The organism is Scandinavium sp. (genome assembly GCF_036271055.1).
GTDB lineage: Bacteria > Pseudomonadota > Gammaproteobacteria > Enterobacterales > Enterobacteriaceae > Scandinavium.
The window spans coordinates 197,093-223,738 of record NZ_DATBBJ010000073.1 but is presented as its reverse complement, the minus strand read 5'-3'; the positions used below and the strand labels follow the sequence as shown (position 1 = coordinate 223,738).

The 26,646-nt window shown below is 50.5% G+C and carries 27 protein-coding genes; 10 read left to right on the top strand and 17 right to left on the bottom strand.

What is annotated here, in order from left to right; all coding sequences use genetic code 11:
* Positions 1-3: 3 nt before the first annotated feature.
* The 5 genes from VH187_RS14840 to pspA form a co-directional block, all read right to left on the bottom strand.
* Positions 4-1,689, bottom strand: coding sequence for a sugar phosphorylase (locus VH187_RS14840; protein ID WP_329702212.1), 1,686 nt, complete (start codon positions 1,687-1,689; stop codon positions 4-6).
* A gap of 207 nt (positions 1,690-1,896) precedes the next feature.
* Positions 1,897-2,118 carry a phage shock protein PspD gene (gene pspD / locus VH187_RS14835; RefSeq protein ID WP_329702211.1) on the bottom strand — a complete coding sequence of 74 codons (222 nt, stop codon included), beginning with the start codon at positions 2,116-2,118 and terminating at the stop codon, positions 1,897-1,899.
* Positions 2,119-2,131: 13 nt separating this feature from the next.
* Positions 2,132-2,491, bottom strand: coding sequence for an envelope stress response membrane protein PspC (gene pspC / locus VH187_RS14830; RefSeq protein ID WP_329702210.1), 360 nt, complete (start codon positions 2,489-2,491; stop codon positions 2,132-2,134).
* Complete coding sequence (pspB, locus tag VH187_RS14825) at positions 2,491-2,712, bottom strand: envelope stress response membrane protein PspB (protein WP_329702209.1); 222 nt, start codon at positions 2,710-2,712, stop codon at positions 2,491-2,493. Before pspB ends, pspC begins: the two co-directional genes overlap by 1 nt.
* 55 nt (positions 2,713-2,767) lie before the next feature.
* Complete coding sequence (pspA, locus tag VH187_RS14820; RefSeq protein WP_329702208.1) at positions 2,768-3,436, bottom strand: phage shock protein PspA; 669 nt, start codon at positions 3,434-3,436, stop codon at positions 2,768-2,770.
* A gap of 158 nt (positions 3,437-3,594) precedes the next feature.
* On the opposite strand from pspA, the gene pspF reads away from it, so the two are divergent.
* Positions 3,595-4,578: a phage shock protein operon transcriptional activator gene (gene pspF, locus VH187_RS14815; protein ID WP_329702207.1), complete on the top strand. Its 984-nt coding sequence runs from the start codon at positions 3,595-3,597 to the stop codon at positions 4,576-4,578.
* Positions 4,579-4,667: 89 nt separating this feature from the next.
* Here the strand turns inward: pspF and VH187_RS14810 are convergent, their stop codons facing one another.
* On the bottom strand, positions 4,668-5,144 hold the full coding sequence (locus tag VH187_RS14810) for an NUDIX hydrolase (protein WP_329702206.1): 477 nt from the start codon (positions 5,142-5,144) through the stop codon (positions 4,668-4,670).
* A 491-nt stretch (positions 5,145-5,635) separates the two neighbouring features.
* Between VH187_RS14810 and VH187_RS14805 the strand changes: the two genes are divergently transcribed.
* The 3 genes from VH187_RS14805 (at position 5,636) to VH187_RS14795 (ending at position 7,241) form a co-directional block, all read left to right on the top strand.
* On the top strand, positions 5,636-6,061 hold the full coding sequence (locus VH187_RS14805) for a hypothetical protein (protein WP_329702205.1): 426 nt from the start codon (positions 5,636-5,638) through the stop codon (positions 6,059-6,061).
* A gap of 359 nt (positions 6,062-6,420) precedes the next feature.
* Positions 6,421-6,789: an NlpC/P60 family protein gene (locus tag VH187_RS14800; RefSeq protein ID WP_329702204.1), complete on the top strand. Its 369-nt coding sequence runs from the start codon at positions 6,421-6,423 to the stop codon at positions 6,787-6,789.
* Positions 6,789-7,241, top strand: a complete 453-nt coding sequence (locus tag VH187_RS14795) for a DUF3828 domain-containing protein (protein ID WP_329702203.1) — start codon at positions 6,789-6,791, stop codon at positions 7,239-7,241. The genes VH187_RS14800 and VH187_RS14795 overlap by 1 nt, the downstream gene beginning before the upstream one ends.
* A gap of 123 nt (positions 7,242-7,364) precedes the next feature.
* Here the strand turns inward: VH187_RS14795 and VH187_RS14790 are convergent, their stop codons facing one another.
* From VH187_RS14790 to VH187_RS14780, 3 genes are all read right to left on the bottom strand, one after another.
* Positions 7,365-7,844 carry an anti-virulence regulator CigR family protein gene (locus tag VH187_RS14790; RefSeq protein ID WP_329702474.1) on the bottom strand — a complete coding sequence of 160 codons (480 nt, stop codon included), beginning with the start codon at positions 7,842-7,844 and terminating at the stop codon, positions 7,365-7,367.
* A gap of 182 nt (positions 7,845-8,026) precedes the next feature.
* Entirely contained in the window at positions 8,027-9,439 is a 1,413-nt protein-coding gene (locus VH187_RS14785) for an MFS transporter (protein WP_329702202.1), read from the bottom strand.
* Between the two features lie 27 nt (positions 9,440-9,466).
* Complete coding sequence (locus tag VH187_RS14780; protein WP_329702201.1) at positions 9,467-10,636, bottom strand: M20 aminoacylase family protein; 1,170 nt, start codon at positions 10,634-10,636, stop codon at positions 9,467-9,469.
* 172 nt (positions 10,637-10,808) lie between these two features.
* Here VH187_RS14780 and VH187_RS14775 point away from each other — a divergent pair, with 172 nt between their 5' ends.
* The 6 genes from VH187_RS14775 to sapF all read left to right on the top strand — a co-directional run bounded on the left by VH187_RS14775 (position 10,809) and on the right by sapF (position 18,503).
* Positions 10,809-13,124, top strand: a complete 2,316-nt coding sequence (locus VH187_RS14775) for a helix-turn-helix domain-containing protein (RefSeq protein ID WP_329702200.1) — start codon at positions 10,809-10,811, stop codon at positions 13,122-13,124.
* Between the two features lie 90 nt (positions 13,125-13,214).
* The gene (gene sapA, locus VH187_RS14770) at positions 13,215-14,864 is read left to right on the top strand and encodes an ABC transporter substrate-binding protein SapA (RefSeq protein WP_329702199.1); all 1,650 of its coding nucleotides are present in this window, start codon (positions 13,215-13,217) and stop codon (positions 14,862-14,864) included.
* Positions 14,861-15,826 carry a putrescine export ABC transporter permease SapB gene (sapB, locus tag VH187_RS14765; protein WP_329702198.1) on the top strand — a complete coding sequence of 322 codons (966 nt, stop codon included), beginning with the start codon at positions 14,861-14,863 and terminating at the stop codon, positions 15,824-15,826. The genes sapA and sapB overlap by 4 nt, the downstream gene beginning before the upstream one ends.
* Positions 15,813-16,703, top strand: a complete 891-nt coding sequence (gene sapC, locus VH187_RS14760) for a putrescine export ABC transporter permease SapC (protein ID WP_329702197.1) — start codon at positions 15,813-15,815, stop codon at positions 16,701-16,703. The genes sapB and sapC overlap by 14 nt, the downstream gene beginning before the upstream one ends.
* Positions 16,703-17,695, top strand: a complete 993-nt coding sequence (sapD, locus tag VH187_RS14755) for a putrescine export ABC transporter ATP-binding protein SapD (protein ID WP_329702196.1) — start codon at positions 16,703-16,705, stop codon at positions 17,693-17,695. Before sapC ends, sapD begins: the two co-directional genes overlap by 1 nt.
* Position 17,696: 1 nt before the next feature.
* Positions 17,697-18,503, top strand: a complete 807-nt coding sequence (gene sapF / locus VH187_RS14750) for a putrescine export ABC transporter ATP-binding protein SapF (RefSeq protein ID WP_329702195.1) — start codon at positions 17,697-17,699, stop codon at positions 18,501-18,503.
* A 73-nt stretch (positions 18,504-18,576) separates the two neighbouring features.
* Here the strand turns inward: sapF and VH187_RS14745 are convergent, their stop codons facing one another.
* The 8 genes from VH187_RS14745 to VH187_RS14710 all read right to left on the bottom strand — a co-directional run bounded on the left by VH187_RS14745 (position 18,577) and on the right by VH187_RS14710 (position 26,637).
* Complete coding sequence (locus VH187_RS14745; protein ID WP_329702194.1) at positions 18,577-20,166, bottom strand: O-antigen ligase family protein; 1,590 nt, start codon at positions 20,164-20,166, stop codon at positions 18,577-18,579.
* A 143-nt stretch (positions 20,167-20,309) separates the two neighbouring features.
* Positions 20,310-21,134 carry a hypothetical protein gene (locus VH187_RS14740; protein WP_329702193.1) on the bottom strand — a complete coding sequence of 275 codons (825 nt, stop codon included), beginning with the start codon at positions 21,132-21,134 and terminating at the stop codon, positions 20,310-20,312.
* 67 nt (positions 21,135-21,201) lie between these two features.
* Positions 21,202-21,726 carry a fimbrial protein gene (locus VH187_RS14735; protein WP_329702192.1) on the bottom strand — a complete coding sequence of 175 codons (525 nt, stop codon included), beginning with the start codon at positions 21,724-21,726 and terminating at the stop codon, positions 21,202-21,204.
* A 9-nt stretch (positions 21,727-21,735) separates the two neighbouring features.
* Positions 21,736-22,200, bottom strand: a complete 465-nt coding sequence (locus tag VH187_RS14730) for a fimbrial protein (RefSeq protein WP_329702473.1) — start codon at positions 22,198-22,200, stop codon at positions 21,736-21,738.
* A 14-nt stretch (positions 22,201-22,214) separates the two neighbouring features.
* On the bottom strand, positions 22,215-22,718 hold the full coding sequence (locus VH187_RS14725; RefSeq protein ID WP_329702191.1) for a fimbrial protein: 504 nt from the start codon (positions 22,716-22,718) through the stop codon (positions 22,215-22,217).
* Between the two features lie 5 nt (positions 22,719-22,723).
* A complete protein-coding gene (locus VH187_RS14720) occupies positions 22,724-23,293 on the bottom strand; it encodes a fimbrial protein (RefSeq protein ID WP_329702190.1) in 570 nt (189 codons plus the stop codon).
* Between the two features lie 41 nt (positions 23,294-23,334).
* Positions 23,335-24,090, bottom strand: coding sequence for a fimbria/pilus periplasmic chaperone (locus VH187_RS14715; RefSeq protein ID WP_414713950.1), 756 nt, complete (start codon positions 24,088-24,090; stop codon positions 23,335-23,337).
* Between the two features lie 39 nt (positions 24,091-24,129).
* Positions 24,130-26,637, bottom strand: coding sequence for an outer membrane usher protein (locus VH187_RS14710; RefSeq protein ID WP_329702188.1), 2,508 nt, complete (start codon positions 26,635-26,637; stop codon positions 24,130-24,132).
* Positions 26,638-26,646 lie beyond the last annotated feature (9 nt).

Sequence of the window (26,646 nt, the reverse complement as noted above, 5' to 3'; positions counted from 1 at the left end):
CTTTTAATTATTCAGAATCCACATGACCTGCCAGGGGTTAAGCGTGATCTCCGCACCGCTTATATCGCAGCCGCTTATAATCTCCCGACCATCTTTATATTTATTAGCAACAATTTGAATGATATCGCTGAAATTAAACAGTCCAATTAGACGTTCATTATTTTCAGCCACGCGGGTTATTTGTAATACGCTTTTGTTGAGTGCCGAAAATTCCGCTTTGGCATCAGGATGGAAAGCGTGATGCTCGCGACGCAAGGCAATCAAACGTGTTAGACATTGATAAACGCGCTGACGCAAGCCGCCCTCTACGGACATCGCCGCTTCGATTTCTTCCAGCTCATATTTCTGGCGGTTGATCGCGCGGTTATAGCCCGCTTTCTCCACGCCCGCGTAATCATTGCGCGAGCCAAGAATGCTTTGAATGTAGACTGCCGGTACGCCCGGGAAGCTCAACAGCACCGCGTGGGCCAGAACAAAACGGGCCAGTCGATCGTCGTCGCTGCTCGTTTTCGGGCTCAGCGCATCCATGTAGGTGACGTTGATTTCATACGGGCTGCGGCTGCCGTCCGGGTTGTTCTTCCAGTTGACCAGCGCGCCCTGCTGCTGCAGTTTTTCGACCAGCGCCAGAATCTCATCTTCCGATAAAATGCCACGCAGCGGATTGAGGCCAATCCCGTCGTGCGACGCGAGGAAGTTAAACCAGGTGGTTTCTGTCGATGGCAGTTGCAGACCGTTCGCCCAACGGCAAAGCGTTTCCACATTCGCGCTGTGCATGGCGTGTAACACCAGCGGCGGGAGTGAGAACTGATACACCATCTGCGCTTCATCATGACCGTTGCCGAAGTAGGCAATGTTGTCTTTATGTGGCACGTTGGTTTCGGTGATGACCACGGTACCCGGCGCGGCCTCTTCGGCAATAGCACGGAACAGTTTAATTAAATCATGAGTTTGTGGCAGATGAATGCACGACGTGCCCGGCACTTTCCACATAAAACCGACGGCATCGAGACGCACGTAGTCCGCGCCCTGCTCCAGATAATGCAGAAGCACGTTCACCATCGCCAGCAGCACTTCCGGCTCGGCGAAATTCAGGTCTATCTGGTCTTCGCTGAACGTGGTCCACAAATGGCGAACAGTCTGGTCGCTCAGGGTGAACGGCGTCAGCAGAGGCAGCGCCCGAGGGCGCGTGACAGCGGAAAGATCAGTATTGGGGTCAACGGCAATGAAGAAATTTTCGAAGCCCGGCTCCTGGCGCAGATAACGCGCAAACCACTCGCTTTTGGCGGACATATGGTTGCAGACAAAATCAAACATCAGACTTGCCGAGCGTTTCAGTTCAGCCACATCCTGCCAGTCGCCTGATTCCGGCGCGACCTGATGGTAATCAATAACCGAGAAACCATCGTCCGAAGACCACGGATAAAAAGGCAAAAGATGGACATGAGAAAAACTGTTTTTCAGCCATTGATTATAAAATCGGGTAAATACCGGAAGGCATTTCTTGCCCTGCTGACGAAATTGATCGGCATAGGTGATTAACACCACATCCTTTTCATCCCATCTCATTTTACGCTGCGCAGTAATAAGCGATTTCGCTTTTTCTATATCAGAAAAAAGACGCTGCATTTGTGTTGCTGAAATTGTCTCACCATAAACACTCTCAACAAGAAATTTTATTTTTTGGTTCACTTTTCATTTTCCATGGTAGCGGTCCCACGAAATGAAATCTACTCTCCGCAAAATGCGATGTCAACGCGCCGGGCATGGGAAAAAACGCAAAAAGAGGGTCAGCAGCGGCCAGAATTCATTAATTGTGAGCTGCCGCAAATAAATGGCGTAATGCGCTGCAAAGAAATGCGCTAAGAGAAAGAGAGAGCGAGCGCCCTCCCCGTTGGATCAGGAGAAATACTTACGCGACATCCGGCTCGCAAGGCGCGCCAGTACAGGTTCAAGCGCCATCGTCAGCAGCATTTTCAGCGGACGACGGGCCACGGATTTGATAGCCCAACCGGCAACGCCCGCCGGGCCGTAACGCAGTGCGGTAAGCAACACCAACTTACCGGCGATTTTCAGGCCGGGTTTTACTTTCTGCCCGGTGCGTTGCCATTTTGAGTTCATCAGAACCTCTCAGTTACAGCTGACGGAAGCGACTGCGCAGCGAAAACGCGTCGGAAGTCACATAGCGTTCCATTTCACGCAGGCGTTTTTCACCCGCCGCCAGTTCAGCGTCTGCAGCTCTCAACAGCTCACCGCTGGAGGGGGTTTGCTCGCCGTACAATTCGTTTTCAGGGATCGGGTCGAGGGCAAACGTCAGAATGATGTATGCCACCACCACGAAGAAAAACAAACCAAAAATCATTGCCAGCACGGTAATCAGACGCACCAGTTTCACCGGAACGTCGAGCCAGTCCGCAATTCCCGCGCACACGCCCTTCACCATGCCCTGCTGCGGAATACGCCACAGCTTTTTACTGAAATCTAATCCCGCCATTATTGTTCTCTCCAGTTCGGATGTTCCGCGTCGAGAATGTCTTCCAGCGCCTGAATGCGTTCACGCATCCGTTTTGCTTCGTCCGTCAATTGCGAAAGGTGTTGCTGTTCGCTTTGCGACAGATCCGCGCCGGAACGATTGCTGTAATGCAGCCACAGCCAGACCGGCAGAACGAACAACACAAACAGCGTCAGCGGAATGGCAAGAAATAGCGCGCTCATAAGGTCTCCTTACAGATGATGAGCGGCGGCACAAACGGGTGCCGCCTGAATATGATTATTCGTTATCTTGTTTCATTTTGGCGCGCATTTCAGCGATTTGCGCGCTGATGCCGTCATCGGCTTTCAGCTCAGCAAACTGCTGGTCCAGCGATTTCTGTTTACCGAAACCGTGGCTTTCCGCTTCGGCTTCCATCTGATCGATACGGCGCTCAAAGGATTCAAAACGCGCCATCGCGGTATCCAGTTTTCCGCTATCTAGCTGACGACGCACGTCGCGGGAAGAGTTCGCAGCCTGGTGGCGCAGCGTCAGCGCCTGCTGGCGAGCGCGGGTTTCGCTGAGTTTGTTCTCAAGCTCGCCGATCTCTTTTTTCATCCGGGTCAGGGTTTCATCAACCAGGGTAATTTCATTTTCCAGCGTACCGATCAGGTCGGTCAGTTTCTGTTTTTCGATCAGCGCTGCACGCGCCAGATCTTCTTTATCTTTACGCAACGCCAGTTCGGCTTTTTCCTGCCATTCAACCTGCTGTGCATCAGCCTGCTCAACGCGACGGGTCAGCTGTTTCTTTTCAGCCAGCGCACGAGCGGAAGTGGAACGCACTTCAACCAGCGTATCTTCCATTTCCTGAATCATCAGGCGAACCAGTTTTTGCGGATCTTCAGCCTTCTCAAGCAGTGAGTTGATGTTGGCGTTCACGATATCGGCAAAACGAGAAAAAATACCCATAATTCAAATCCTCATACGGTCAGTTCTGTTATCGGGCATGGCCCTGCTACTGAGATAATACAAATGCCGTGCCAACTTTTTATCTTATTGATTTTACTTGAGGTGATTGAATTTCGCCCTGTGGACAGCTACAGTGAGGTGGTCAATTACACCAATCAGTGGCGAATTTCATCATGGCAGAATACAAGGACAACCTGCTCGGGGAAGCGAACAATTTTCTCGAGGTACTGGAACAGGTCTCAAGGCTGGCCCCGCTGGATAAACCGGTGCTGGTGATTGGCGAGCGCGGCACAGGGAAAGAGCTGATTGCCAACCGCCTGCACTTTCTCTCATCCCGCTGGCAAGGGCCGTTTATCTCGCTGAACTGCGCGGCGCTGAATGAAAACCTGCTCGATTCGGAACTTTTTGGCCATGAAGCGGGTGCCTTTACCGGTGCGCAAAAACGCCATCCGGGACGATTCGAACGCGCCGACGGCGGTACATTATTTCTCGATGAACTAGCGACCGCCCCGATGCTGGTGCAGGAAAAACTGCTGCGCGTGATTGAATATGGCGAACTGGAACGCGTCGGCGGCAGCCAGCCGTTGCAGGTAAATGTGCGGCTGGTGTGCGCCACCAATGCCGATTTGCCGCAGATGGTTGAAGCCGGCACTTTCCGCGCCGACTTACTCGATCGTCTGGCATTTGACGTCGTACAACTTCCCTCACTGCGCGAGCGCCAGAGCGACATCATGTTAATGGCAGAACATTTCGCCATTCAAATGTGCCGTGAGCTGAACATGCCGCTGTTCCCAGATTTTACCGATCACGCACGTGAAACCCTACTCAGCTACCGCTGGCCAGGAAACATCCGCGAACTGAAAAATGTGGTAGAGCGTTCCGTCTATCGTCACGCCAGCATCGAAGAACCGCTGGATAACGTCATCCTCGACCCGTTCCAGCGTCCGGTTGCTGTGGAGAATATTGCCGAGAAAAGCGAACTGACGCTGCCACTGGATCTGCGCGAGTTTCAGCAACAACAGGAAAAGAACCTGCTCCAGCAGGCGCTGCATCAGGCCCGTTTTAATCAGAAAAAAGCGGCTGAATTATTGGGGCTGACCTATCACCAGTTAAGGGCGTTGTTGAAGAAGCATCAGCTTTGAGAGTGGGATCGTTTTTTGATTTTTGTGCTGCTGTTTTAGCGCAATAAAGGCTTTGAAGCATCCGTTTTATGTCAGCGGTGGATGTTGAGTCATGACGTTGCGTTAAATGCTGATGAGCCTTTCCCCCTCTCTTCGAGAATACTGATGAGTAAATCGCGCGGGAAAATTGTTTCCTGGGTATGTCTGAGCTCTTCGATTGTCCACCAGTGGTGATCGTGAATAACTTTCTTTTCGTTGCAACTCCACCTTGAGCGATCTAAATCTGATTTATCTGTATTAATGATAAAGAAATGCTCCTCAGCAAGAACGGTCTCTCCATTTGGTAGCATCATCGTGAATTGTCGGAATGCCATTGGCGACCCTATAAAATCGGTTCGCAGACCGGTTTCTTCGAGCAATTCTCGTATAGCAGCCTGCTCATAGGTCTCACCAGACTCAACTCCTCCTCCCGGTGTCGCCCAATACGATTGGCCGCTTAGGGCATCATTTTTATGGCAGAAATTAAACAGCAACACGTGGTTTTCAGGCGTAATAATTACCAATCGGGATGATTGACGAGTGCGCATAAAACTTCCTTAAAAGGGTTAATTCCGATCTTTAGAATATATATAAGTTGATGTTCAAAATGCCGGTTCTTAAATTTCATGTCTTGCTGCATTCACACTAACTATCGTTTATATAGCTCACGAGATGCATCAGGATAAGAAATTGATTTAAATGATGTAAATAGTAAAAAGCATTTTCATTCAATAATGAGACCTTCCTTCCGGGAATATCCCTTGTCGGCATCGGGTTATCGCTATATGCTTCTCCCGCATCTGCAAAATCAGGAGCCGGGATTGGTCTCCTGCATTACCCTACCGACGACACATTGGCGCGTTAGCGCCATTTTTGTGTCGTGCGCACGGCTACATCTCAATGGTGGGCCGGGCGGTGGCGTCGCAAGACGCGCCGGTATCCGGTAGGGCCGGTAAGACCAACGCCGCTCGGTTCCACCACCCGTAAGATTGGTCTCTTTAGGTGGTGGTTCAAATTCTACCTACCGGAGACAGCCCTTATGGCGACAATTCTTAATAACGAAATAGATCCACTCACCATCCCCTTCACCGCCGCAACCGATTTTACCGATCTGGCCGACTGCTGCGATCGCTTTGCTGAAACCTTGATGGAATGCAACGACACTACGCACAAACTGGCGTTATTGGGCCGTATCGGAGCCTGTCTGGCGCTGCTTCAACCGACACTTAACGAGCCAATCCCGCCGCATCTGATTGGCCGCTTTACCGTCGAGGCGCTCCCTGCCCCTCAGGCTTATTTTGAGCCGGATGCCGAGGCGTTGTGCCATTACTGTCAGACATTGACGCAGGTGCTTTGCCAGCAGTCTTTGCTGCCCGAAGCGGAAGAAACGTTGCGAGGATTGCTGTGTGAGTTGGTCTGGATGTTTGCGGCAGATTTGAAAGCACCGCGTTGGGAGACGGGTTAACTTACGCAGTGAAAAAGATGCCGGATACGCTGTCGCTTATCCGGCCTACAGGGTCCATGACGTTGTAGGCCGCGCAAGCGCAGCGCCGCCGGGTGATATTGTACGCAAGGAGACTGAACCTACAAGTGCTACCGAGCGGTTAACCCATATAGGGTGCTCAATGATATGCCACAAGGGATTATTTTCAGTAAGATAACTGATATTTGAATACCTCTTTAAATAATAATCAGCATCATCAATGGGTACATGATTAGTCATGTTTAGTGTAATTTGTTAACAATTTTTTATTTCAGCACAATTAATCATCGGAGTAAATTTTACCCGTTATTAATTTATAAACGTCACAAGGAAAAAGTGATATGGCGTGGAATAAAGAACGGGCTATAAGTTATTTAAATGCACACGCATCATCGCAGAGCCACCACGACTGCGCAGCCTACACAAGGAGAGCCATAAAGGCTGGTGGAATTAATCTGAGGAGCACGAATTTTGCAAAAGATTATGGCCCAATATTGGAGGGCGCTGGATTTACAAAAATATATCAGGGTGAAACTGTTCGGGCGGGTGATGTGATTGTTATTCAGGATTCAGCGGCTAGCGCAGCGGGACATATGGCAATGTACAATGGTTCTGTTTGGGTATCGGATTTTCGCCAACATAGTGATGTATACCCTGGGCCGAGCTATCGAAAATACCAACCCGCTTATCAAATTTACAGGAAATATTGATGCGCCTGCTCATTGCGATGTGTTGTGTGTTCATGCTGACTGCGTGCGTCACGCCGCCAGATAAGCAAGTTAAGCGTTTTTATCAGTGGTACACGACTGAAAAAAACAAACCTGACAATGAGATTTTTTTTGCCTCCCCCGAGTTAGCCCCTTGGGTGACACGCTCAACGCTGATGCGACTGCAAAAAGCGTATAATACGCCAGATGATGTTAACAGTAATTTCGACTCGGACTATTTCACGTATGCGCAGGATGTCAGCGAAAAGTGGCCGGATAATGTGATTGTCTCGCCTGCATACCACGTTCCCGGAGGTGAGGCCGTTAATGTTATGTTGGGTGCCTGGGATGAGCCGCAAATGCGGTCTTTCCTTGTCGTCTATCTCACCCTTGAGGACCAAACCTGGAAAATTTCGCGCGTGACTGCACCGACATACGAGCAGTATTTGCCATAACGCGTAGAGCGTCACAGTAAAAAATAATGCCGGATGCGCTGACGCTTATCCGGCATACAGGATTATCCCGTCGACAATCGGGCCATCGAGCACCTTGTTCTTTCCAGGCACGCGCGCAAATGCTTAATCAAACACGCCGTTAATGATGGATGTTACGATTGCGGTGCTCAATGCCACCAGGACAAGATCATCGCCAATCGCCCGCCATTCATAGCCAGGATAGTACGGCAGTTGATTAAGCATCGACGATGGCACGGCTTTCTTAGCGATACCCGGAGGGAGTGGTTTACCACGCGCCAGATTCTTTGCGATACCTGGCGGGAGTGACTGATAACCCGTCAGCCCAAGATTTACAGCAATTTTACGGGCGTCGTTGTAACTGATGTCTGAATCGACGTGATCGGGTTTGCCATAGTTCTTACGGCTCCCATGGTTATCACCCGATTGTCCCTTTCCGTTATTCCCTTTGCCGCTGTTACCGTGGCTGGAACTGTTTCCATGATTACCATTGCCATTGCCTGGATTCGCATAAGCCTGACCTGTAAGCAATGCAATTGAAAAAATCGTTACCGCAACGGTAAGGTATTTGCTTCGCTTTAACATCATCGTTCCTTAATTCTGTGGGTAAACATTGTCAAATGTAAGAATGTTTCCCTGTTCCCGCAATCTCAATACTCCTAATTTTCCTGATAAATTATCAGGACATTACAGGAATGGATCCATGAAGTTGTAGGCCCGCGCAAGCGCAGCGCCGCCGGGCGATATACCGCGGCGGCGAAGTTCACCTAACGCGCGCCAGAACGCACAAGTGCGGCCGTTCGCGGCAACAACCACCAGCTCGCCAGCATCGATCCCAGACACAAAACGCTGTTAAACAGCAGCGCATACTGCGCCGCGCTCGCCATGCCTAACGGGAGCAACATCGCATAAAGTGACGCTGTCACGGCGATACCCATTGCCCCGCCGAGCGAACTGCCCATTTTGTAGATGCCTGATGCCACGCCCACTTTCTCTTCTGGTGCGTTCACCACTGCCGTATCAGTCGACGGTGTGGCATAACAGCCGAGCCCTAGCCCAAGCAGCACATAGCTAAAGAATACAACGCCGATATAAATGGACTTTTCGAGGAAGGTGCAGGAAATCAGCATTACACCGACACAGGCGATAATCGGCCCGGTCATCATCGGCAAGCGCGCGCCATACCGCTGGAGCAGCTTTTCACCGACGCGGATCATGATGAGCACCGTCACCAGATAGCCCATAGTCATCATCCCGGTCTGCAACGCCGACAGATGATGCCCCTGCTGCAACCAGATACTGGCAATCATCAGCGTGCCGATACAGCCGTTGAGCATAAAGTTCGATAGCACCGCCGCGCTGTAGGCGCGATTTTTAAACAACGCGAAATCGATCAGCGCCTCGTCGCCTTTGCGCAATCCCGAACGGATAAACCAGAGGGTCGCCAGCACGGCGCCACACAACATCGAGAGCGAGAGCCCACTGCTCCATCCCCAATTGTGGCCTTTGCTGATAAACAGATTCAGCAGCACCAGCGCCACCACGAAACTCAGCAGTCCGCCCAGATCGAGTTTACGGTTCTGCGCGCTTTCGCTACGGGTTTCCGGCGTGCCGCGAATGAGCAGTAATGACACCAGTGCCGCCACCATCGAAAACACAAAGATCCACCGCCAGCCAAGGCCGGTGGCAATCGCTCCGCCGACAAACGAGCACAGACCGCTGCCGCCCCACGAGCCAATCACCCAGAAGCTGATCGCCCTCTGCCGGGCTTTACCTTCGTACCAGGTTTTGATCAGCGCCAGCGTGGCAGGCATGATGCACGCCGCCGATAAGCCCTGAACCGCCCTGCCGGTCAAAAACAGCACCGGGCCGTGCGACAACACCAGCAGCGCACTGCCGACAATGCTGAGCACCAGCCCAATCAGCGTCAGGCGTACACGACCAAACTTATCCGCCAGACCCCCGCTCGCCACAACGAAACAGCCGCTGAATAATGCGCTAAGACTCACCGCCAGCGTCAGCGTTTCCAGTGAGATATCGAGGCTGTTTTTCATCGCCGGAACCACGTTTATCACCGACTGCGCAAACAGCCAGAAGGTTAAAACGCTGAGAACAATGCCCGTCAGCAGCCGGTCGTTACCGACAAACGGACGGGTTTCAGTTAAGGGAACAGTACTCATCGTGCGGCCCTCCTTCTTGTTCGGTCATCAACGCAGATAGTGTTCGGTCAGACCGCTCCACAACGCAGCGCCCGTGATGAGGATCTTGTCGTTAAAGTCATAGCCCGGGTTATGCACCATACAGCGCTCAGGCTCATCGCCTGCGCCGATGGTGAAATAGCTGCCGTTCGGGTTCTTTTCGAGCATGAAGGCGAAATCTTCGCTGCCCATAAATGAACCGATGGTGACCACTTCCTCTTTGCCAAACAGGTCACTGGCGACGGTACGCACCATTTCGTTAGCGGCGGGATCGTTTTTCAGCACCGGGCTGCCATTCACGTGGGTGATAGTCGCGGTGGCGTTAAAGCTTTCGGCCTGCGCGATGGCGATGTCGTGAATACGCTGCAACACCGTCTGGCGCACTTTTTCGTTGAGGGTGCGAACGGTGAGTTTCATCAGCACTTTTTCGTTGATGATGTTCGGCGCATGCCCCGCCTGAATGCTGCCGACGGTGACGACGGCAGGTTCAAACGGCGTGATGTTGCGGGAGACAATCGACTGCAAAGCAATCGTGATATGGCACGCCACCAGCGTGGCATCAACTGTATGTTCGGGTATTGCGCCATGACCGCCCACGCCAGTGACTTCAATGTGCAGCGTGTCGGATGACGCCATCATCGCGCCGTCGTGCAGGCCAATTTTGCCGAGTTTCTGCTGCGGCATGTTGTGCAGACCAAAAATGTGGTCGCAGGGGAATTTATCGAACAGGCCGTCTTCCACCATCACCCGGCCGCCATACAGCAGTTCTTCGGCGGGCTGGAAAATCAGATTCAACGTGCCGCTAAAATTGCGGGTCCGTGCCAGATATTCGGCAGCGTACAGCAGCGTGGTGGTGTGCCCGTCATGTCCACAGCCGTGGAATTTACCATCGGTTTTACTGGCCCACTCTTTACCGCTGTTTTCCTGCATCGGCAACGCGTCCATATCGGCGCGCAGTCCTAGCCGTTTGCTGCCATTGCCCACTTTTAATGTGCCGACAACGCCCGTTCCGCCTAGTCCACGATGGACCTCGTAGCCCCATTTTGTCAGCAGACGAGCGACCTGATCGCTGGTCTGGTGTTCTTCGAAGCCAATTTCCGGATGCTGATGGAAGTGGCGACGCAGCTCGATAAATTGTTCTTCGGTGCCCTGCAATGCTTCAACAATTGGATGTTTCATTTTTGTTATCCCTTTATTGCTTTACAGTGATAATGTCGAGTTTATGCCGTCACCCTGACGGAAATGCGCCTTTTTTTGTTGTGAAATCACGTTTTCTTTATGACTGTTTTTCATACAATTCAGTTATGACAAAAAACAACAGGCACTCTTTTGTCTTGATGTGAGGTGAGTCATGGAACCAGGCGGCAGCGAGTTTGCAGTTACAGTGCTGGATGTGCGCCAGCTCAGTCAGGAAGAGAGCAACGCACTGACGCTGCTGTGGATGCTGGAAGGCAGCGCGGAGCTTGAGACACAGGATGCCCGCCAAACGCTTCACGAGGACAGCGTCACGGTCATCAACCGCAATCAGCGCTGGCAGCTTTCCAGCGAACATGCCAACGCGACGCTGCGCGTGACGCTTTCCGGCCACTGGCTGACACGCCTCTACAATGACGTTTTCGCCCACGATTACCACATTCCCGATGAAACCAGCGGCAACTGGCCTCAGTGCGATGAATTGCGCCATTTATTGCGCCAGCTCTTAGTGGTGACGTTGATTAACCACCCGAGTCGCTACCGTCTCGAAGCGCATCGCTGGCTTGGCGAACTTTTGCTGGTGTTGAGCACTCGCTTTCAACAGCCTGCCCGAACCCCTTCGCGCCCGGAAAACCCTGGCTGGAGTAAACGCATCACACACGTGGTGGAACGGATTGACGCCAGTTTTACTCGCCGTATTACGCTCGCGGAAATCGCCGAGGCAGAATTTGTCTCCGAAGCCTGGCTTTCCCGTTTGTTCCGTAAAGAAGTCGGCGTCAGTTTTATGCAGTACATCACCACGCTGCGGCTTGAAAAAGCCGCCGAAGCGCTGCGTCTGACCAACCGTCCGCTGCATCAGATTGCGCTGGAACAGGGTTTCGCCAGCACCCGCATGATGAGCGATCTGTTTCGCCGTCATCACAATATGACACCGCGTGAGTTTCGCGGTCTGCGGCAAAATCCTTCGGCCAATATGAGGCTACGAACACCCGCCAGCGATGCGCTGTTTCCGGTTGCGGTCGATAAATTATTCAGCCTGCTGAATGAGCCCGAAACCCATGGCTGGGAGCCGTCGCCGCTGACGTTGCATCAACAGCAAGAGCGCGTCGTTGATCTGCGGGAATTGTCATCGCGTGCCGCCCCACTGCGACATGCGCAGGTGATGATCACGTTGCGCGAACTCGACGATTTACTGCGCGAAGATGTGCGCCGCGAACTGGAGGCGCTTGACGCGCAAATCCCGATTTACGGGATCGACATCAGCGAGCCGTTTCTCAGCAGCCGTTTGTTCGCCAGTGGTTGGGACGATCCGCTGATGGCGGGCTACGCCTGCTGGTATAACCTGCATCAGATTTTCAGCTGGGTGGCTGACAAAAAATGGATTGTGCTGTTGCACACGGGGCTGACCACTCGCCCCGATTTGCTGCGCCATTTCCTCAAACAGTCGGTCAATCATTTCCCGGCAGAGGTCACAGCGGGTTGGCAGTTTGTCTGGCACTGGTCGGCACAGGCCAGCAGTGAGACGCGGGAAAACGTCTGGCAAACCCAACGCGCCGTGCTGCGGGAGTTTTTGCCAAAAGCAAAATTGGGGTTATGGCACCGTTTTGCCGTCAGCCAACAGCCGATTGCCGACGAAGCGATTTTTCACTCTGACCTTTTAAAAGAAGCCGATTTTCTCGCTTGCCCGGCTGATGCCAACGAATTGCTGGATTTAGCACAACTCGATCCTGCTCGCCTGGCTTCAACGGAAAATTACCCGGTGCAGAAAATTAAGCACATCCAGAGCGCTTTGCGGCAACGACAAATTACCCTGCCTTTATGGCTACTCTCATGGAACACGCTGACCGGCAATACGCGCGCCACGAACGGCTGGTTTTTCCGTGGTGCGTTGCTGATGCACAATTTATTAGGCTTATCCGAACAGGTCTGGCTGGCGGGTTTCTGGCTCAATTCGGGTTTACAAGGGGAAGCCCGCTCGAACGATACGCTGGATACCTCAAGCCTGGCATTGCAGTACAACCACGGCCTGCCGCGCCCGATTTATTGGGTGTTATGGCTGTGGCGGCGCCTGCGCGGTGAGGTGCTTATCAACGACAAAAATCTGCTGCTGTTGCGCCACGAAGGACGCTATCAGCTTTTGCTGCGCAACACGGTGGTGTTCAATCCGTGGCTTTCCAGCGAAGAAGCGTTTATTCAGCGTTTTCGTCAGCAATATCGCGTTCAGCTTCAAGGGTTGAGCGGTGCGTGGCGGATCAAATCGCATCTTTATGATCAACACAACGGCGCGCTTTTCCCCCTGCTGGATGCGTTTACTGTCGCCAGTGGTCCCGACGAAGAGATCTGGCGCTGGGCGCGGCATAAAGCGCGTCCAACCCTTGCGGCGCGGGACGAGTTGCTCCACGACAACTGGCAAATCACCGATTCACTGGAAAGCAATGCGCTGGTGCTCTATGAGTTAACCCCACTAAATTGATGACTTTTCCAGCGGTCGGTCGCAGAGTTTTGTACCTGGCCGCCCCAAGTACGATACACTTTGCAGATCGGTCTGAATTATGAAGAAATTATGCGCCTGAAATTATCATCCTTACTGGCAGTGATGGGGTTACTGTGCGGAACTGCTTCGGCAGCCACACCGCCCGCGCTGGCACCGCATGGCGACATTCGCGACAGCGGGTTTGTCTACTGCGTCAGCGGCCAGGTGAATACCTTTAACCCGCAAAAAGCGGGCAGCGGCCTGATTGTCGATACCCTTGCGGCACAGATTTACGACCGCCTGCTGGATGTCGATCCTTACACCTATCGACTGGTGCCGGAACTCGCCGAGAGCTGGGAAGTGCTGGATAACGGCGCAACGTACCGCTTCCATTTGCGCAGCGATGTTGCGTTTCAGAAAACAGCCTGGTTCAAACCGACGCGCACGCTTAACGCCGACGACGTGGTGTTTACTTTCGAGCGTATTTTCAATCGCAACCATCCGTGGCATAACGTTAACGGACCGAACTTCCCCTATTTCGACAGCCTGCAGTTTGCCGATAGTGTTGAAAGCGTGCGCAAACTCGATGGTCGCACCGTCGAATTCCGCCTCAAGCGCCCGGACGCGTCGTTCCTCTGGCATTTAGCCACCCATTACGCGTCAGTGATGTCAGCAGAATATGCAGCGAATCTAACGAAAATCGGCAAACAGGAATTGATTGACCGTCAGCCAGTCGGCACAGGCCCCTATCAGCTTGATGAATACCGCGCGGGGCAATTTATCCGACTGCAACGCCATCCTACATTCTGGCGCGGCGAACCGCTGATGCCGCAGGTAGTGGTTGATTTAGGCTCTGGCGGCACCGGGCGTTTGTCAAAACTGCTGACCGGCGAGTGCGATGTGCTTGCGTGGCCAGCCGCCAGTCAGTTAAGCATTCTACGTGACGACCCGCGTTTGCGCATGACGTTACGCCCCGGCATGAACATCGCTTATCTGGCGTTCAACACCGATAAGCCACCGATGAATAATCCTGCGGTGCGCCACGCACTGGCGCTGGCAATCAATAACCAGCGTCTGATGCAGTCTATTTATTACGGTACGGCCGAAACCGCCGCGTCTATTCTGCCGCGCGCATCGTGGGCCTACGATAATGAAGCTAAAATTACTGAATACAATCCGGCAAAAGCGCGTGAACAGCTGAAAGCGCTCGGTCTGGAAAATATGACTCTGCACCTTTGGGTGCCAACGACATCCCAGGCGTGGAACCCGAGCCCACTGAAAACCGCCGAACTGATTCAGGCCGACATGGCGCAAATCGGCGTGAAAGTGGTCATCGTGCCGGTGGAAGGCCGTTTCCAGGAAGCGCGTCTGATGGACATGAATCACGACCTGACCCTCACCGGTTGGGCGACAGACAGTAATGATCCTGACAGTTTCTTCCGTCCGCTTTTAAGCTGCGCGGCTATCGGATCGCAGACCAACTTTGCGCACTGGTGTAATCGCGAGTTCGACGAGGTACTGCAAAAAGCACTGTCGTCACAACAACTGGCCTCGCGTATTGAGGCCTATGATGAAGCGCAGCAAATGCTGGCTAAAGAGTTGCCAGTGTTGCCGCTCGCCTCATCCCTGCGTTTACAGGCCTACCGCTACGACATTAAAGGCCTGGTGCTAAGCCCGTTCGGAAATGCATCGTTTGCAGGCGTGTCGCGTGAGAAAGAAGAAGAGGTGAAAAAACCATGATCATTTTTACCCTTCGCCGCCTGCTGTTACTGCTGGTGACGCTGTTTCTGCTGACCTTCGTCAGTTTCAGCCTGAGCTATTTCACGCCGCATGCCCCGCTACAGGGCGCGTCTCTCTGGAATGCGTGGTTGTTCTGGTTTGAAGGTTTGCTGCACTGGGATTTCGGCGTGTCCAGTATCAACGGACAACTGATTTCCGAGCAGTTGAAAGAGGTGTTCCCGGCGACGATGGAGCTGTGCATCCTTGCTTTCGGCTTTGCGTTATTGGTCGGTATTCCTGTCGGAATGCTGGCCGGTATTACGCGTTTTCGCTGGCAGGATAATGTCATTAGCGCCCTTGCGCTGGTCGGCTTCTCGATTCCCGTCTTTTGGCTTGCACTGCTGCTGACGTTGTTCTTCTCGTTGACTCTGGGCTGGCTGCCCGTCTCCGGGCGATTTGATCTGCTGTATGAAGTGAAAAACGTCACCGGTTTTGCGCTGATCGACGCCTGGTTGTCTGATTCGCCGTGGCGTGATGAGATGATCATGAGTGCCCTGCGCCACATGGTGTTGCCGGTGTTGACGCTCGCCGTTGCGCCAACCACCGAAGTGATACGCCTGATGCGCCTGAGCACCATCGACGTTTACGATACCAACTACGTGAAAGCGGCGGCAACGCGCGGCGTTTCGCGTCTGACCATTTTGCGCCGCCATGTTTTACACAACGCCCTGCCACCGGTTATCCCCCGTCTTGGTCTGCAGTTTTCCACCATGCTGACGCTAGCGATGATCACCGAAATGGTGTTCAGCTGGCCGGGTTTAGGCCGCTGGATGATCAACGCCATTCGTCAGCAGGACTACGCGGCGATTTCCGCAGGTGTAATGGTGATTGGCGCGCTGGTGATCATTGTGAACGTGCTTTCTGATATTGTGGGTGCAATGGCTAACCCTCTGAAACATAAGGAATGGTATGCCTTACGATAGCGTCTATCAGGAGAAACGCCCGCCTGGCGTTCTCCGCACCGTGTGGCGTAAATTCTATGGCGATGCCACGGCGATGATTGGCCTTTACGGCTGCGCGGGACTGGCGTTGCTGTGTATTTTCGGCACCTGGTTTGCGCCTTACGGTATCGACCAGCAATTTTTAGGCTATCAGCTGCTGCCGCCTTCGTGGTCACGCTACGGAGAAGTGTCGTTCTTCCTTGGGACTGACGATCTGGGTCGCGACGTGCTGAGTCGTTTGCTTAGCGGTGCGGCCCCTACCGTCGGCGGCGCATTTGTCGTGACGCTTGGCGCAACGCTATTTGGGCTGCTGCTCGGCGCATTCGCCGGTTCTACGCGCGGTCTGCGTTCTGCGGTGCTGAACCATATTCTCGACACCCTGCTTTCAATTCCGTCACTGCTGTTGGCAATTATTGTCGTCGCCTTCTTCGGCCCCCATCTGCTGCACGCGATGTTTGCCGTCTGGCTGGCGCTGCTGCCGCGCATGGTGCGTTCGGTCTACAGTATGGTGCATGACGAACTGGAAAAAGATTACGTGGTGGCGGCCCGTCTTGATGGCGCGACAACGCTGAATATTTTGTGGTATGCGGTGTTGCCTAACATTGCTTCGGGCCTGGTCACCGAGATCACCCGCGCGCTGTCGATGGCAATTCTGGATATTGCGGCGCTCGGCTTTCTCGATCTCGGCGCGCAGCTCCCTTCCCCAGAATGGGGCGCGATGCTCGGCGATGCGCTGGAACTGATTTACGTCGCCCCGTGGACCGTGATGTTGCCGGGCGCGGCGATTATGCTCAGCGTACTGTTGGTTAACCTGCTGGGCGACGGGATCCGTCGTGCTATCAACGCGGGGGTGCAATAATGCCATTACTGGATATTCGTAATCTGACGATTGAATTTCGCACCAGCGAAGGCTGGGTGAAAGCGGTCGATCGCGTCAGCATGACCCTTGCTGAAGGCGAAATCCGCGGTCTGGTCGGTGAATCCGGCTCCGGTAAAAGTCTGATCGCCAAAGCGATTTGCGGCGTAACCAAAGACAACTGGCGCGTCACCGCTGACCGTATGCGTTTTGATGATATCGACCTGCTGCGCCTCTCCAGCCGCGAACGCCGCAGGCTCGTCGGGCACAACGTGTCGATGATTTTTCAGGAGCCGCAGTCGTGTCTTGATCCGTCGGAACGCATTGGTCGCCAGTTGATGCAAAACATTCCCGGCTGGACCTTTAAAGGCCGCTGGTGGCAGCGCTTCGGCTGGCGCAAACGTCGCGCTATCGAGCTGTTGCACCGCGTTGGCATTAAAGATCACAAAGACGCGATGCGCAGTTTTCCATATGAACTGACCGACGGCGAGTGCCAGAAAGTGATGATCGCCATTGCGCTGGCGAACCAACCGCGTTTGCTGATTGCCGATGAGCCGACGAACGCCATGGAAGCGACGACACAGGCGCAGATTTTCCGCCTGCTCACGCGACTCAATCAGAACAACAACACCACGATTTTGCTGATCAGCCACGACCTGCAAATGCTCAGCCAATGGGCTGACAAAATCAACGTGATGTACTGCGGGCAAACGGTGGAAAGCGCATTCAGCGAAGAACTGGTGAGCATGCCGCATCACCCATACACGCAGGCGCTGATCCGCGCGATGCCAGACTTTGGCCGTTCGATGCCGCATAAAAGCCGCCTCAACACCATGCCAGGCGCCATTCCCCTGCTGGAATCGCTGCCGATTGGCTGTCGTCTTGGCCCTCGCTGCCCATACGCGCAGCGCGAATGCATTGAAAGACCGATGCTGACCGGGGCGAAAAACCATCTGTTCGCCTGTCATTTCCCGCTGAACATGGAGAAAGAGTGAAATGGTCGAGACCCTGCTCGAAGTTCGCAATCTGAGTAAGACCTTTCGCTATCGCACTGGCCTGTTCCATCGCCAGACGGTTGAAGCGGTGAAACCGTTGAGTTTTACGCTCCGTGAACGCCAGACTCTGGCGGTGATCGGTGAAAACGGTTCCGGTAAATCCACGCTGGCGAAGATGCTGGCGGGCATGGTCGAACCGACGACCGGCGATTTGCTGATTGACGATCACCCGCTTGAGTTTGGCGATTATTCCTTCCGCAGCCAGCGCATTCGCATGATTTTCCAGGATCCGTCGACGTCGCTTAACCCGCGCCAGCGTATCTCGCAAATTCTCGATTTCCCGCTGCGCCTGAACACCGATTTAGACGCAGAAGCGCGACGCAAACAGATTATCGACACTCTGCGTTTAGTCGGGCTGCTGCCCGATCACGTTAGCTATTACCCGCACATGCTCGCACCAGGACAGAAGCAGCGTCTGGGGCTGGCCCGCGCGCTGATCCTGCGCCCGAAAGTGATTATCTGCGATGAAGCGCTGGCGTCTTTAGATATGTCGATGCGCTCGCAGCTCATCAACCTGATGCTCGAATTGCAGGAGAAACAAGGGATTTCGTATATCTACGTCACTCAGCATCTCGGGATGATGAAACACATCAGCGACCAGGTATTGGTGATGCATCAGGGCGAAGTGGTCGAGCGCGGTAGCACCGCCGATGTGCTCGCCTCCCCGCTGCACGACTTAACCAAACGTCTGATTGCCGGGCATTTTGGTGAGGCGCTGACGGCGGATGCGTGGCGGAAGGACAGGTAAATCATTTAGAACCTGAAATAACAAAAACGGCAGAGAGACTCTGCCGTTTTTTGATTACCCGGTCGGGCTACGACTATTCATCCCGCTTAGCACTAACAAGAAACAGTTGCGTGTATAGCATTCGCAGTTGTGCCGCCTTCTGCGTATGACCACGAAACTGCTCAATCATTAACATGCTTTGCCAAACATTCTTATCATTGTGCCGAAAAGACCACTGCTCAGCCTGCGCCATAAATTTGTCCAGATTGGTATCATCATGCGTATGGTTATAGTCAATCAGCAGAGCGGTCATCGCATCAAACTTCGCGCGCTCAAACTGGGTCGAAAAATACCAAGGAGAAGGTTTCGGAAAATTTTCATACTGGTGGCGTTCAAAATATGTCAATTGTTGTTGCGCGTAAAAACTGATTGCACCAAATGCCAAAAGTAAAATACCGCTGAGCATAAAGCACATCCGCGTAGCGCGAACGAGGGGTGTTACGTTGCTGACGATGGTTTGTTTTTCAGAATCACCCAGCCGCAGTAATAGTAAGAACAAGCCTAAATGCACCCAGGACTGGTAAAAGGGATATTCCAGATTGAGGTGTACTAACAGCGGAATAATTAACAGGGTATATCCGACGGCATCACGTTGCTGTTTCCATGCGCGAATGACTATCTTTAGCCAGCCCATAAAGAGCACCAGCATACCTGACAGTGCCACTATCCCGCCCTGATACCACGCGTAGAGTAGTTCGTTGTGGGGATGTGTAATGATGTTATTAACACGCGGTAATGTCGGGTGAGCCAACATATATCGACTAAATTCATATTCAAAGCTGCCGTATCCCCAGCCCAACCACGGTTTTTGCATGATCATCTGCCAGGTAATTTGCAGGATATGCCAGCGTTCATACGTGGAACCATCATAGTCACGCGCCATCAAATAGGGCTGGCCATTGATCATTACGATCATGTGTTGGGTGATATACGCACCAGCGGCGAATGAAACGATGATGACTGCAAGAGCCGTTATTGTTTTTTTCGGTGTTTCGCGTCCATATACTCCAGCCAGAGCCAACACCACCACACCAGCACCTATCTCCCCTGCGCGTGACTGATTGAGTGCTAATGCAAACGCCAGTAGTCCCAATCCAACCGTGCAGCCCAACACATGCCCACGGTTTCGGGCCATGAACAAGAGCAGAAAACCGCAGCCTATTCCAGATGCCAGGAAACTGGCAAACAGATTGACCTGTTGAAAAATGCCATACGGCCGCCCGTTGTTTCGTAACCAGTCATATTCAAACAAGTGCGCGGCAAATTTAGGTGTAAATGACTGAATAAGCCCGATTGCCGCCTGATTAAGAGCAAGTATAAATATCGATAATAGAATAAAACGCTTGTGTTCTGACTTTAGTACCAAACACGATAAACCATACCAAAGTAAGAATACGATCAACAAGACCCAAACGACGGGACTATTGTGACATTTAATTAACCCAGGAATAATTAAAGCACTTCCGCCTACTGTAATTAATGGAAATTGAGGTCTGGCATAGACATTTAATTTCTGGTCAAGCGACAGGAAAATAATGATGACACCAACCCAACAGATAAGCATAAGATTATAGGGTAGCGATACCCCTGAACCTCCCGCATTAGAGATATAGATGAAAAGCATTAAGATAATCAGTATAAGAAATGATATTCGTGACACAGAAAAAATAGGCATGATTTATACGAAATAATAATGGTGAAAAAGGGGGGGATGAATCTCCCCCAAAGAAAAAAGAAACCATCACATACATCAATGGGGCGCGATATTTAATAGGGCTCCATGACTAAAACACTTGATCCTGCGTTTACGCCTTCTGTACTGACGCCGGATAACATATCTGATATGGATAACATCTTCGTTCCAGAAGGAAGATCGATTTTACTGTTTAAGGGCATATCTTCAATTTTTATTTCCGACTGGCCGCTTGGTGATAAGTTTATGTAGGGCTGATTTGTTGTCAAATGGAAAGTTACGGCCATTGCAGAAGTACAACTGACTCCCATTGAGGTTTTGGCCACATGTCCCTTTGCATCTTGCAAAGTAATCGTTCCGTGATCGAGCAAAATCTCAGGAGAAGTAATTTTACACATCTGTGTCGGTGGTGGAATATAAGTACAACCCGCAGGGTTTATCACTGAAGAATTCCAGTCCGTCTCTCCTTTAGGAGTGCTAATATACGCAATACATTGGTCGCTGGGTTTGATACTCGTCAGCGTTGCCGATGTTATGCTGCTGTATGCATTATATGCACTTCTTCCCTCATCCCCCACCGTTATATCGACGCCACTACTCGCACTTCCTGAAACATGTGCTATTATAGCGATAGAGCCGCTATATCCCTTAGCACCAATAAATGTGTTATATGTGCCAGCGGGCAATATTCTATCTGTTGCAGACCCAACCTCCACTAAACTCTGTGTGAAATGATATTGAACACTTCCATTACTTAATTGTATTGCTGAAATGGAGTTAATAACAGGAAAGAGTCCGGAAAATACGCTACCAGAAAACAATGACAACGATAATGTAAATAAAATAGCGAAATAATTTCGTTGTCGATATAAACCAAACGACAGGAAAGAAACTTTCATAATGTGATCACTTTTCTCATTATAAAGAGACTATATTTAATCCAATAGGTAGAGTGCATCATTCAACCTACTGATAACTCAAAACAAATGTACTGATGGCTGTGAAACTTCCCTCAACCAAAGAGTGGTCTCTGGCAGAATCGGGCAAAATCTGGACAAAGGCATTAAAATTTAATGCATTTTCCTCATTACTAATTTTATAGGTTGGAGATGATTTATTGAGGGGAATGAGTACCCCATCTGAGGACTCAATACCAATGACCACACCTTTTGCAGTACTCCCTGAATCAAGTGATAAATACCCTGGGAGTGCTTGCTGCTCAGTACCGGTAAACGTGACATTAACCGTGTTTGCTAACGACGTGTTGCATTCCGTTAAATGTATACTAAATGCTACACTCGGGGTTCGCGCATACTGATAAAGAGCCTTATTGATGATGGAACCAAAATCCAGATGAATGTCGGTATCCGTATCCGGTATGATGCAAGGCTCTGCAATTAACGCACCGGAAAAATGGACGTTATCTTCCATCGCTTTCGCCGACATTGCCGTACTCGCCAAAAAACACAATAGTAATAGTATTTTTTTCATTATCAGCCTTTACATATAATCAGCACGTAGTGTCATGGTCGCTTCAAATACCCCTTCCGTAAGCGTTACACCAGGATCCTGCACTGGTACCGCCTGTATAATCGGTGGCGACGCTGGATCGGTTACCGCGACCCGCTTTGCAAACGTTACGGGTTGACCATCAACAATAATACGAATCCCCAACCCTTCTTTATTTGTTTTTACAGCAGAGTCATCAAATGCTGCTATTAACGTAGTATCCACGATAATAGCAAGATTATTCGCAGTATAACCTGCTTCGCAATCGACAGTATATTTAACCGACTGCATATAATTACTACCATCAATTTTAGTGACGCCTAGATTTTTGCCAAATGCCACTTCTATAGTCTTGTCACTACTTATTTTACAAGGTGGTGCTATCAATGTGCCGTGAAAAGACATATTTTCTGTGCTTATCGCAGTAAGAGGAAATAGCGAAGCCACAACAGCCATTTTTATGAATTTTTTCACTGATAGTCCACCGTCATTGTTGCTCCAGCGCTAAATCCGCCAGTAGGTAACCTGGCCCCTGGTTTGCCGGTTAAGACGGCTACTAATTCTGGCTTTGCCTCCCCAGAACTAAATGTTAGGTCTGTATTGATCGGATAATCCGCGCCATTAGCTTTAATCTTCACTCCGAGATCCGGAATCGTAGTGAGCAATAACGTTTCATTAAAACTCGTACTGTTGCCTGCGATACGCATTTTCAGTGCTTTGGTGGCATCCGCATTGCTGCAATTCAGGGTGTAATTCATAGGTCTTTCCACCCGACCAGCCATAACGTCCGTCGTCACGACACTGTCACCAAAGTTTACGTCGATCGTTTGATTATTATTGATCTCGCAAGGTGCGGTGTTAATGGTCACTGTTGCTGTAATGTTTGCTGTATTCCCATCTGCATGTACTGTGCCCATTGTCGACAGACCTATACCCATCAGCGCGATCCCAAGACGTATCGTTTTTTTCATCATCAACCTCATTGATAAATCATACTGAAATTGATAACGGCATGGTAAGGACCGGGAATAAATGCAGCATTGGTGCGCTCTGGTTGCAAAGTAAACGTGACCTGGTCCTGCCCTGGATTCAGTAACATGGCATTACCCGTGCGGCCGAGCATAATAGTTTTCCCTTGGCTGTCACGTAATCTTAAGCCAATACCGGATGCACCAACAACTTTAATCAATTCAGGGTTTAGTTCATCCGCAACTCCGACAAAGCGCGCTTTGTAAGGCGGTTGCAGGGAACTAAATACTGTCGTCATTGGCGTAATGTTCGTACTCCAGTTCGCTAGTTCTGGACAATCGCGTAAATAGATTTTTACCGTTACGGGTTGTGCTTCCTTGCCAACAAGATTTACATCTGCTCGCGAGACAGACCCCAGATCAACCTCCTGCCAGGCCGAGTCCATCGCCATCCGGCACGTGTTTTCTTGCAGTTCGCCGTGAACATACAGCATTCCAGCATCGACTAAGGGGTGTTCATCTTCTGCTAACGCATTCCCCATCACGGCCAATAAAATGCTCGTCACCAAGGTTTTTGTCATTATCCAATCCATCCTTTGAGCCTCCTATGCCATTAATATGATTATTTGTCTTTAAGCAGTTTTGCCGTGCATGTGCTTGAGCCACAGGTGAATTGGATCTTCGGCCGACCGCCGTAATCATTGACATATGTGAGAACGGGATTATTGCCAAAAGCAGCAGCAGATACATCAAGTGCAGCATTTCCCTTCGGGCTTACCATTATTGGTTGAAAACCGACGACAGCTCCCTTAAGACCTGCGCTACCTTCTACAATGGTCAAATAATAGGGGGTTGGATTATTTACGATAAATTTGTCGCCCTCACGTTGGAGAGTCACTTTCTCCACCCAATCACCATTAGCCGCCTGGGTTTTATCCAATGCGATCGCCTCTGGTCGGTAGAAAAGTTTAATGCGGGTTTGCAGCGCAATTTGCAGCGTATTGGGTTTGTTGCTGCGAGGTGGAATTTCACGCAAATTAAAATAGAACAACGATTCACGATCCTGCGGCAGTCCACGTAATGCTGGAGAAGTTTGTACTTTTAGTTGGCTTCTGGCTCCGGCTTCAATACGCTGTACAGGCGGCAAAACCATCAGCGGAGACGTGATTTTGTTTCCTTGCGCATCTTCCATCCAACCTTGCGCCAAATAAGGCAAGTTTTTATTTTCATTATTTATACTTAAGCTAACGGACTTTTCCCCGCCATTAATAATCACTCGTGTGCGGTCTAACGCAATGGCTGCATGCGCCTGCTGAATAGCGATTACACCAAGCAGTGCGGGGACCATTACGGAAATCGTTTTTTTACATATAAACATTGTACTTTCTCTCGATTAAAGGTTGCCTATACCAGACAATTAATTCTGGCATGGAAGTAACAGATTTCCGTTCTGGTTTAGTCCTGATATTTTTTTCGGAATAGTGATTGAACATTGAACATCACCATCCCAACTTACATTCATTTTTTCATCTGGATTCAAGCCACTTAAATAAACCTGACCATCATCGTTCACAATACCGACTTCCTGTTTCTGTTTGTTCAAAACAATTGCACCAAACGGTGGGAAACTACCATCCGTAAGACGAATAATCGCCAATGCCTTGAGCCCGGAAATAACATTGAATTTACGATACCCTATAGCGCCCTGGGTTAATGTTGCTTGCACAACCGATGATGACGCTTCAGCATTCTCAGGCAATTCATTAAGATTAATGCTGAGATTATTTTTGTTGTAATCACTGACTTCAGAAATAACGGCCTTACCAAATCGGTTGGTTCGCGTGGCTTCACTAAATCCCTGCACAGGAATGTCTGCTGTATCTCCGGTATCCACCAGCACACGAGTTCCACCGAGCGAATTAACACGATGCAATGCGGCACCATGTGCTGTTGCAGTCACTCCACCGCGAACAGTCATGCCAGCTGAAGTATATTGATTATGCTGATAATCGAGGTTACCGGTCACCTCGGCTTCATTGGCTAAATGATCATAATAACCACTCATATTTCCGCCATTATTTCCACCGCCCGCTGAAAGGCGGTAATTATCTCCATTTTTCAATCTATCAAAATAGGCGAGGCTATGAGTGTCTGAGTCGCTATTCATGGATGAATTATAGCTAAGCGAACCTGTGTCCCCCCATGGAACGGAAATTGAAACATACATTCCATCATCATTTTCACCATTAAATTTGTTGCGATATGCTGTTAACGATGCGCTGATATTTTTCATTTTACCAATGTCAAAGTAGCGAGCCAATGAAAGGCTATAGCGATCTTCTGTTGGATTGTTCCAATATGTCTGATGCGAATAGTTGAGATACGCACTTATTCCAAGGCTTTTAATTTGCTGGTTAAAGGTGATGGTGTACATCTCTTTACTTTGCATAAAGTCATCGGTATTTGAGTGATAATTCAAATAATCATTAAAGCTCATATAATCTTTTTCAGAGAATCGATAGCCTGCAAAGGTAACTTGACTCCCTGTCGCATCAAAGTTTTTAGAATAGCTGACGCGATAAGACTGACCATGACGATCTTCCGTTTCCAGCTTGGCGTCTGAGCGTGTTACGTCGAAGGCCACCGCACCGAATGACATTAAATCTCGACCAATACCTGCTGCCAATGAAATATATTTACTGCTCGCTACTCCACCGCCGTACAGTGACCAGCCATTACTGATCCCCCAAGAAAACTCACTGGAAGCGAAAGTGTCACCGTCAGTTTTATGATCATAGCTGGTTGGTTTACCGACAAATAATTTGTACCGTAAACTACCCGGGCGTGTCAGATATGGCACATTCGCAGTATTAATTTTGTATTGCTGGACTGAACCATCCTGTTCCTGAACACGCACATCAAGTGTTCCAGATACAGCAGTATTGAGATCCTGAATGGCAAAAGGACCAGCTGCCACCTGAGTTTCATAGATAACACGCCCCTGCTGAGAGATCGTGACTTTCGCATTGGTTTTCGCCACCCCAGTCACTTCTGGTGCGTAACCGCGCAAATTAGGCGGAAGCATATTATCGTCGGAGATTACACTTGCGCCGGTAAAACGGAAACTATCAAACAGGTCTGAATTGACGTAGTCCTCTCCCAGAGTGAGTTTAGCTTTGATTTTAGTCAGTGCGCGATATAGATAAATTCGGCTCCATGTCCACTGCTTTTGGGCTGAAGATTTGTCCGCTCCAGGCTGGTCATCATAATTAGCTTGCCAGTCTCCTCTCAGGCGCCATGCTCCCAAATTAGCCCCTAAAGTACCGTTCCCCGAAATGGTTTTATCGTCATCACCGCCCTCATTCTTACGGATCTGAGCATTCGCATTGTAATCGGCGATCAATCCAGGTATACCTTCATCCCACATGCTGCTGGGAACCCAGTCATCAGATGCATACTCCAGATAAGCTTGCGGCACACTGAGAGATAATGTATTTGTCCCGAGATCAGGTGTGACTTCAACGCCCTTTAACCCCATCACATTCACACATTGGTTGTTGTGCAAAAACGTGAGCTTTTTCTCGTATTCCTCCCTCAGGCCAAATTTCTTGACCAACTCTGGAGAAAGACACGTCAATGTTTCGCTCTTATCATTATCAGAGGGATAAACAGTGATATCTTCCTCTTCCATCTCATTCTGGTTGATTTTAATTTTAAAAGTATATTCACCAGGCATTATATAGCCGCGTTTGGAAAACTGACTTAAGTCTATATTTTGTTTATCTTTTAAATCCAGAACATCAGTGTTGAATTGAATTTCATCTGCGGCCATGGCAGAACCATAGCAGTATGTGCAGACTATAATTGCAAGCAGTGACAATTTAAGGTTTTTTACGCCGCTGTTATTTTTATGTTTTTTGATCATAGCTATTTC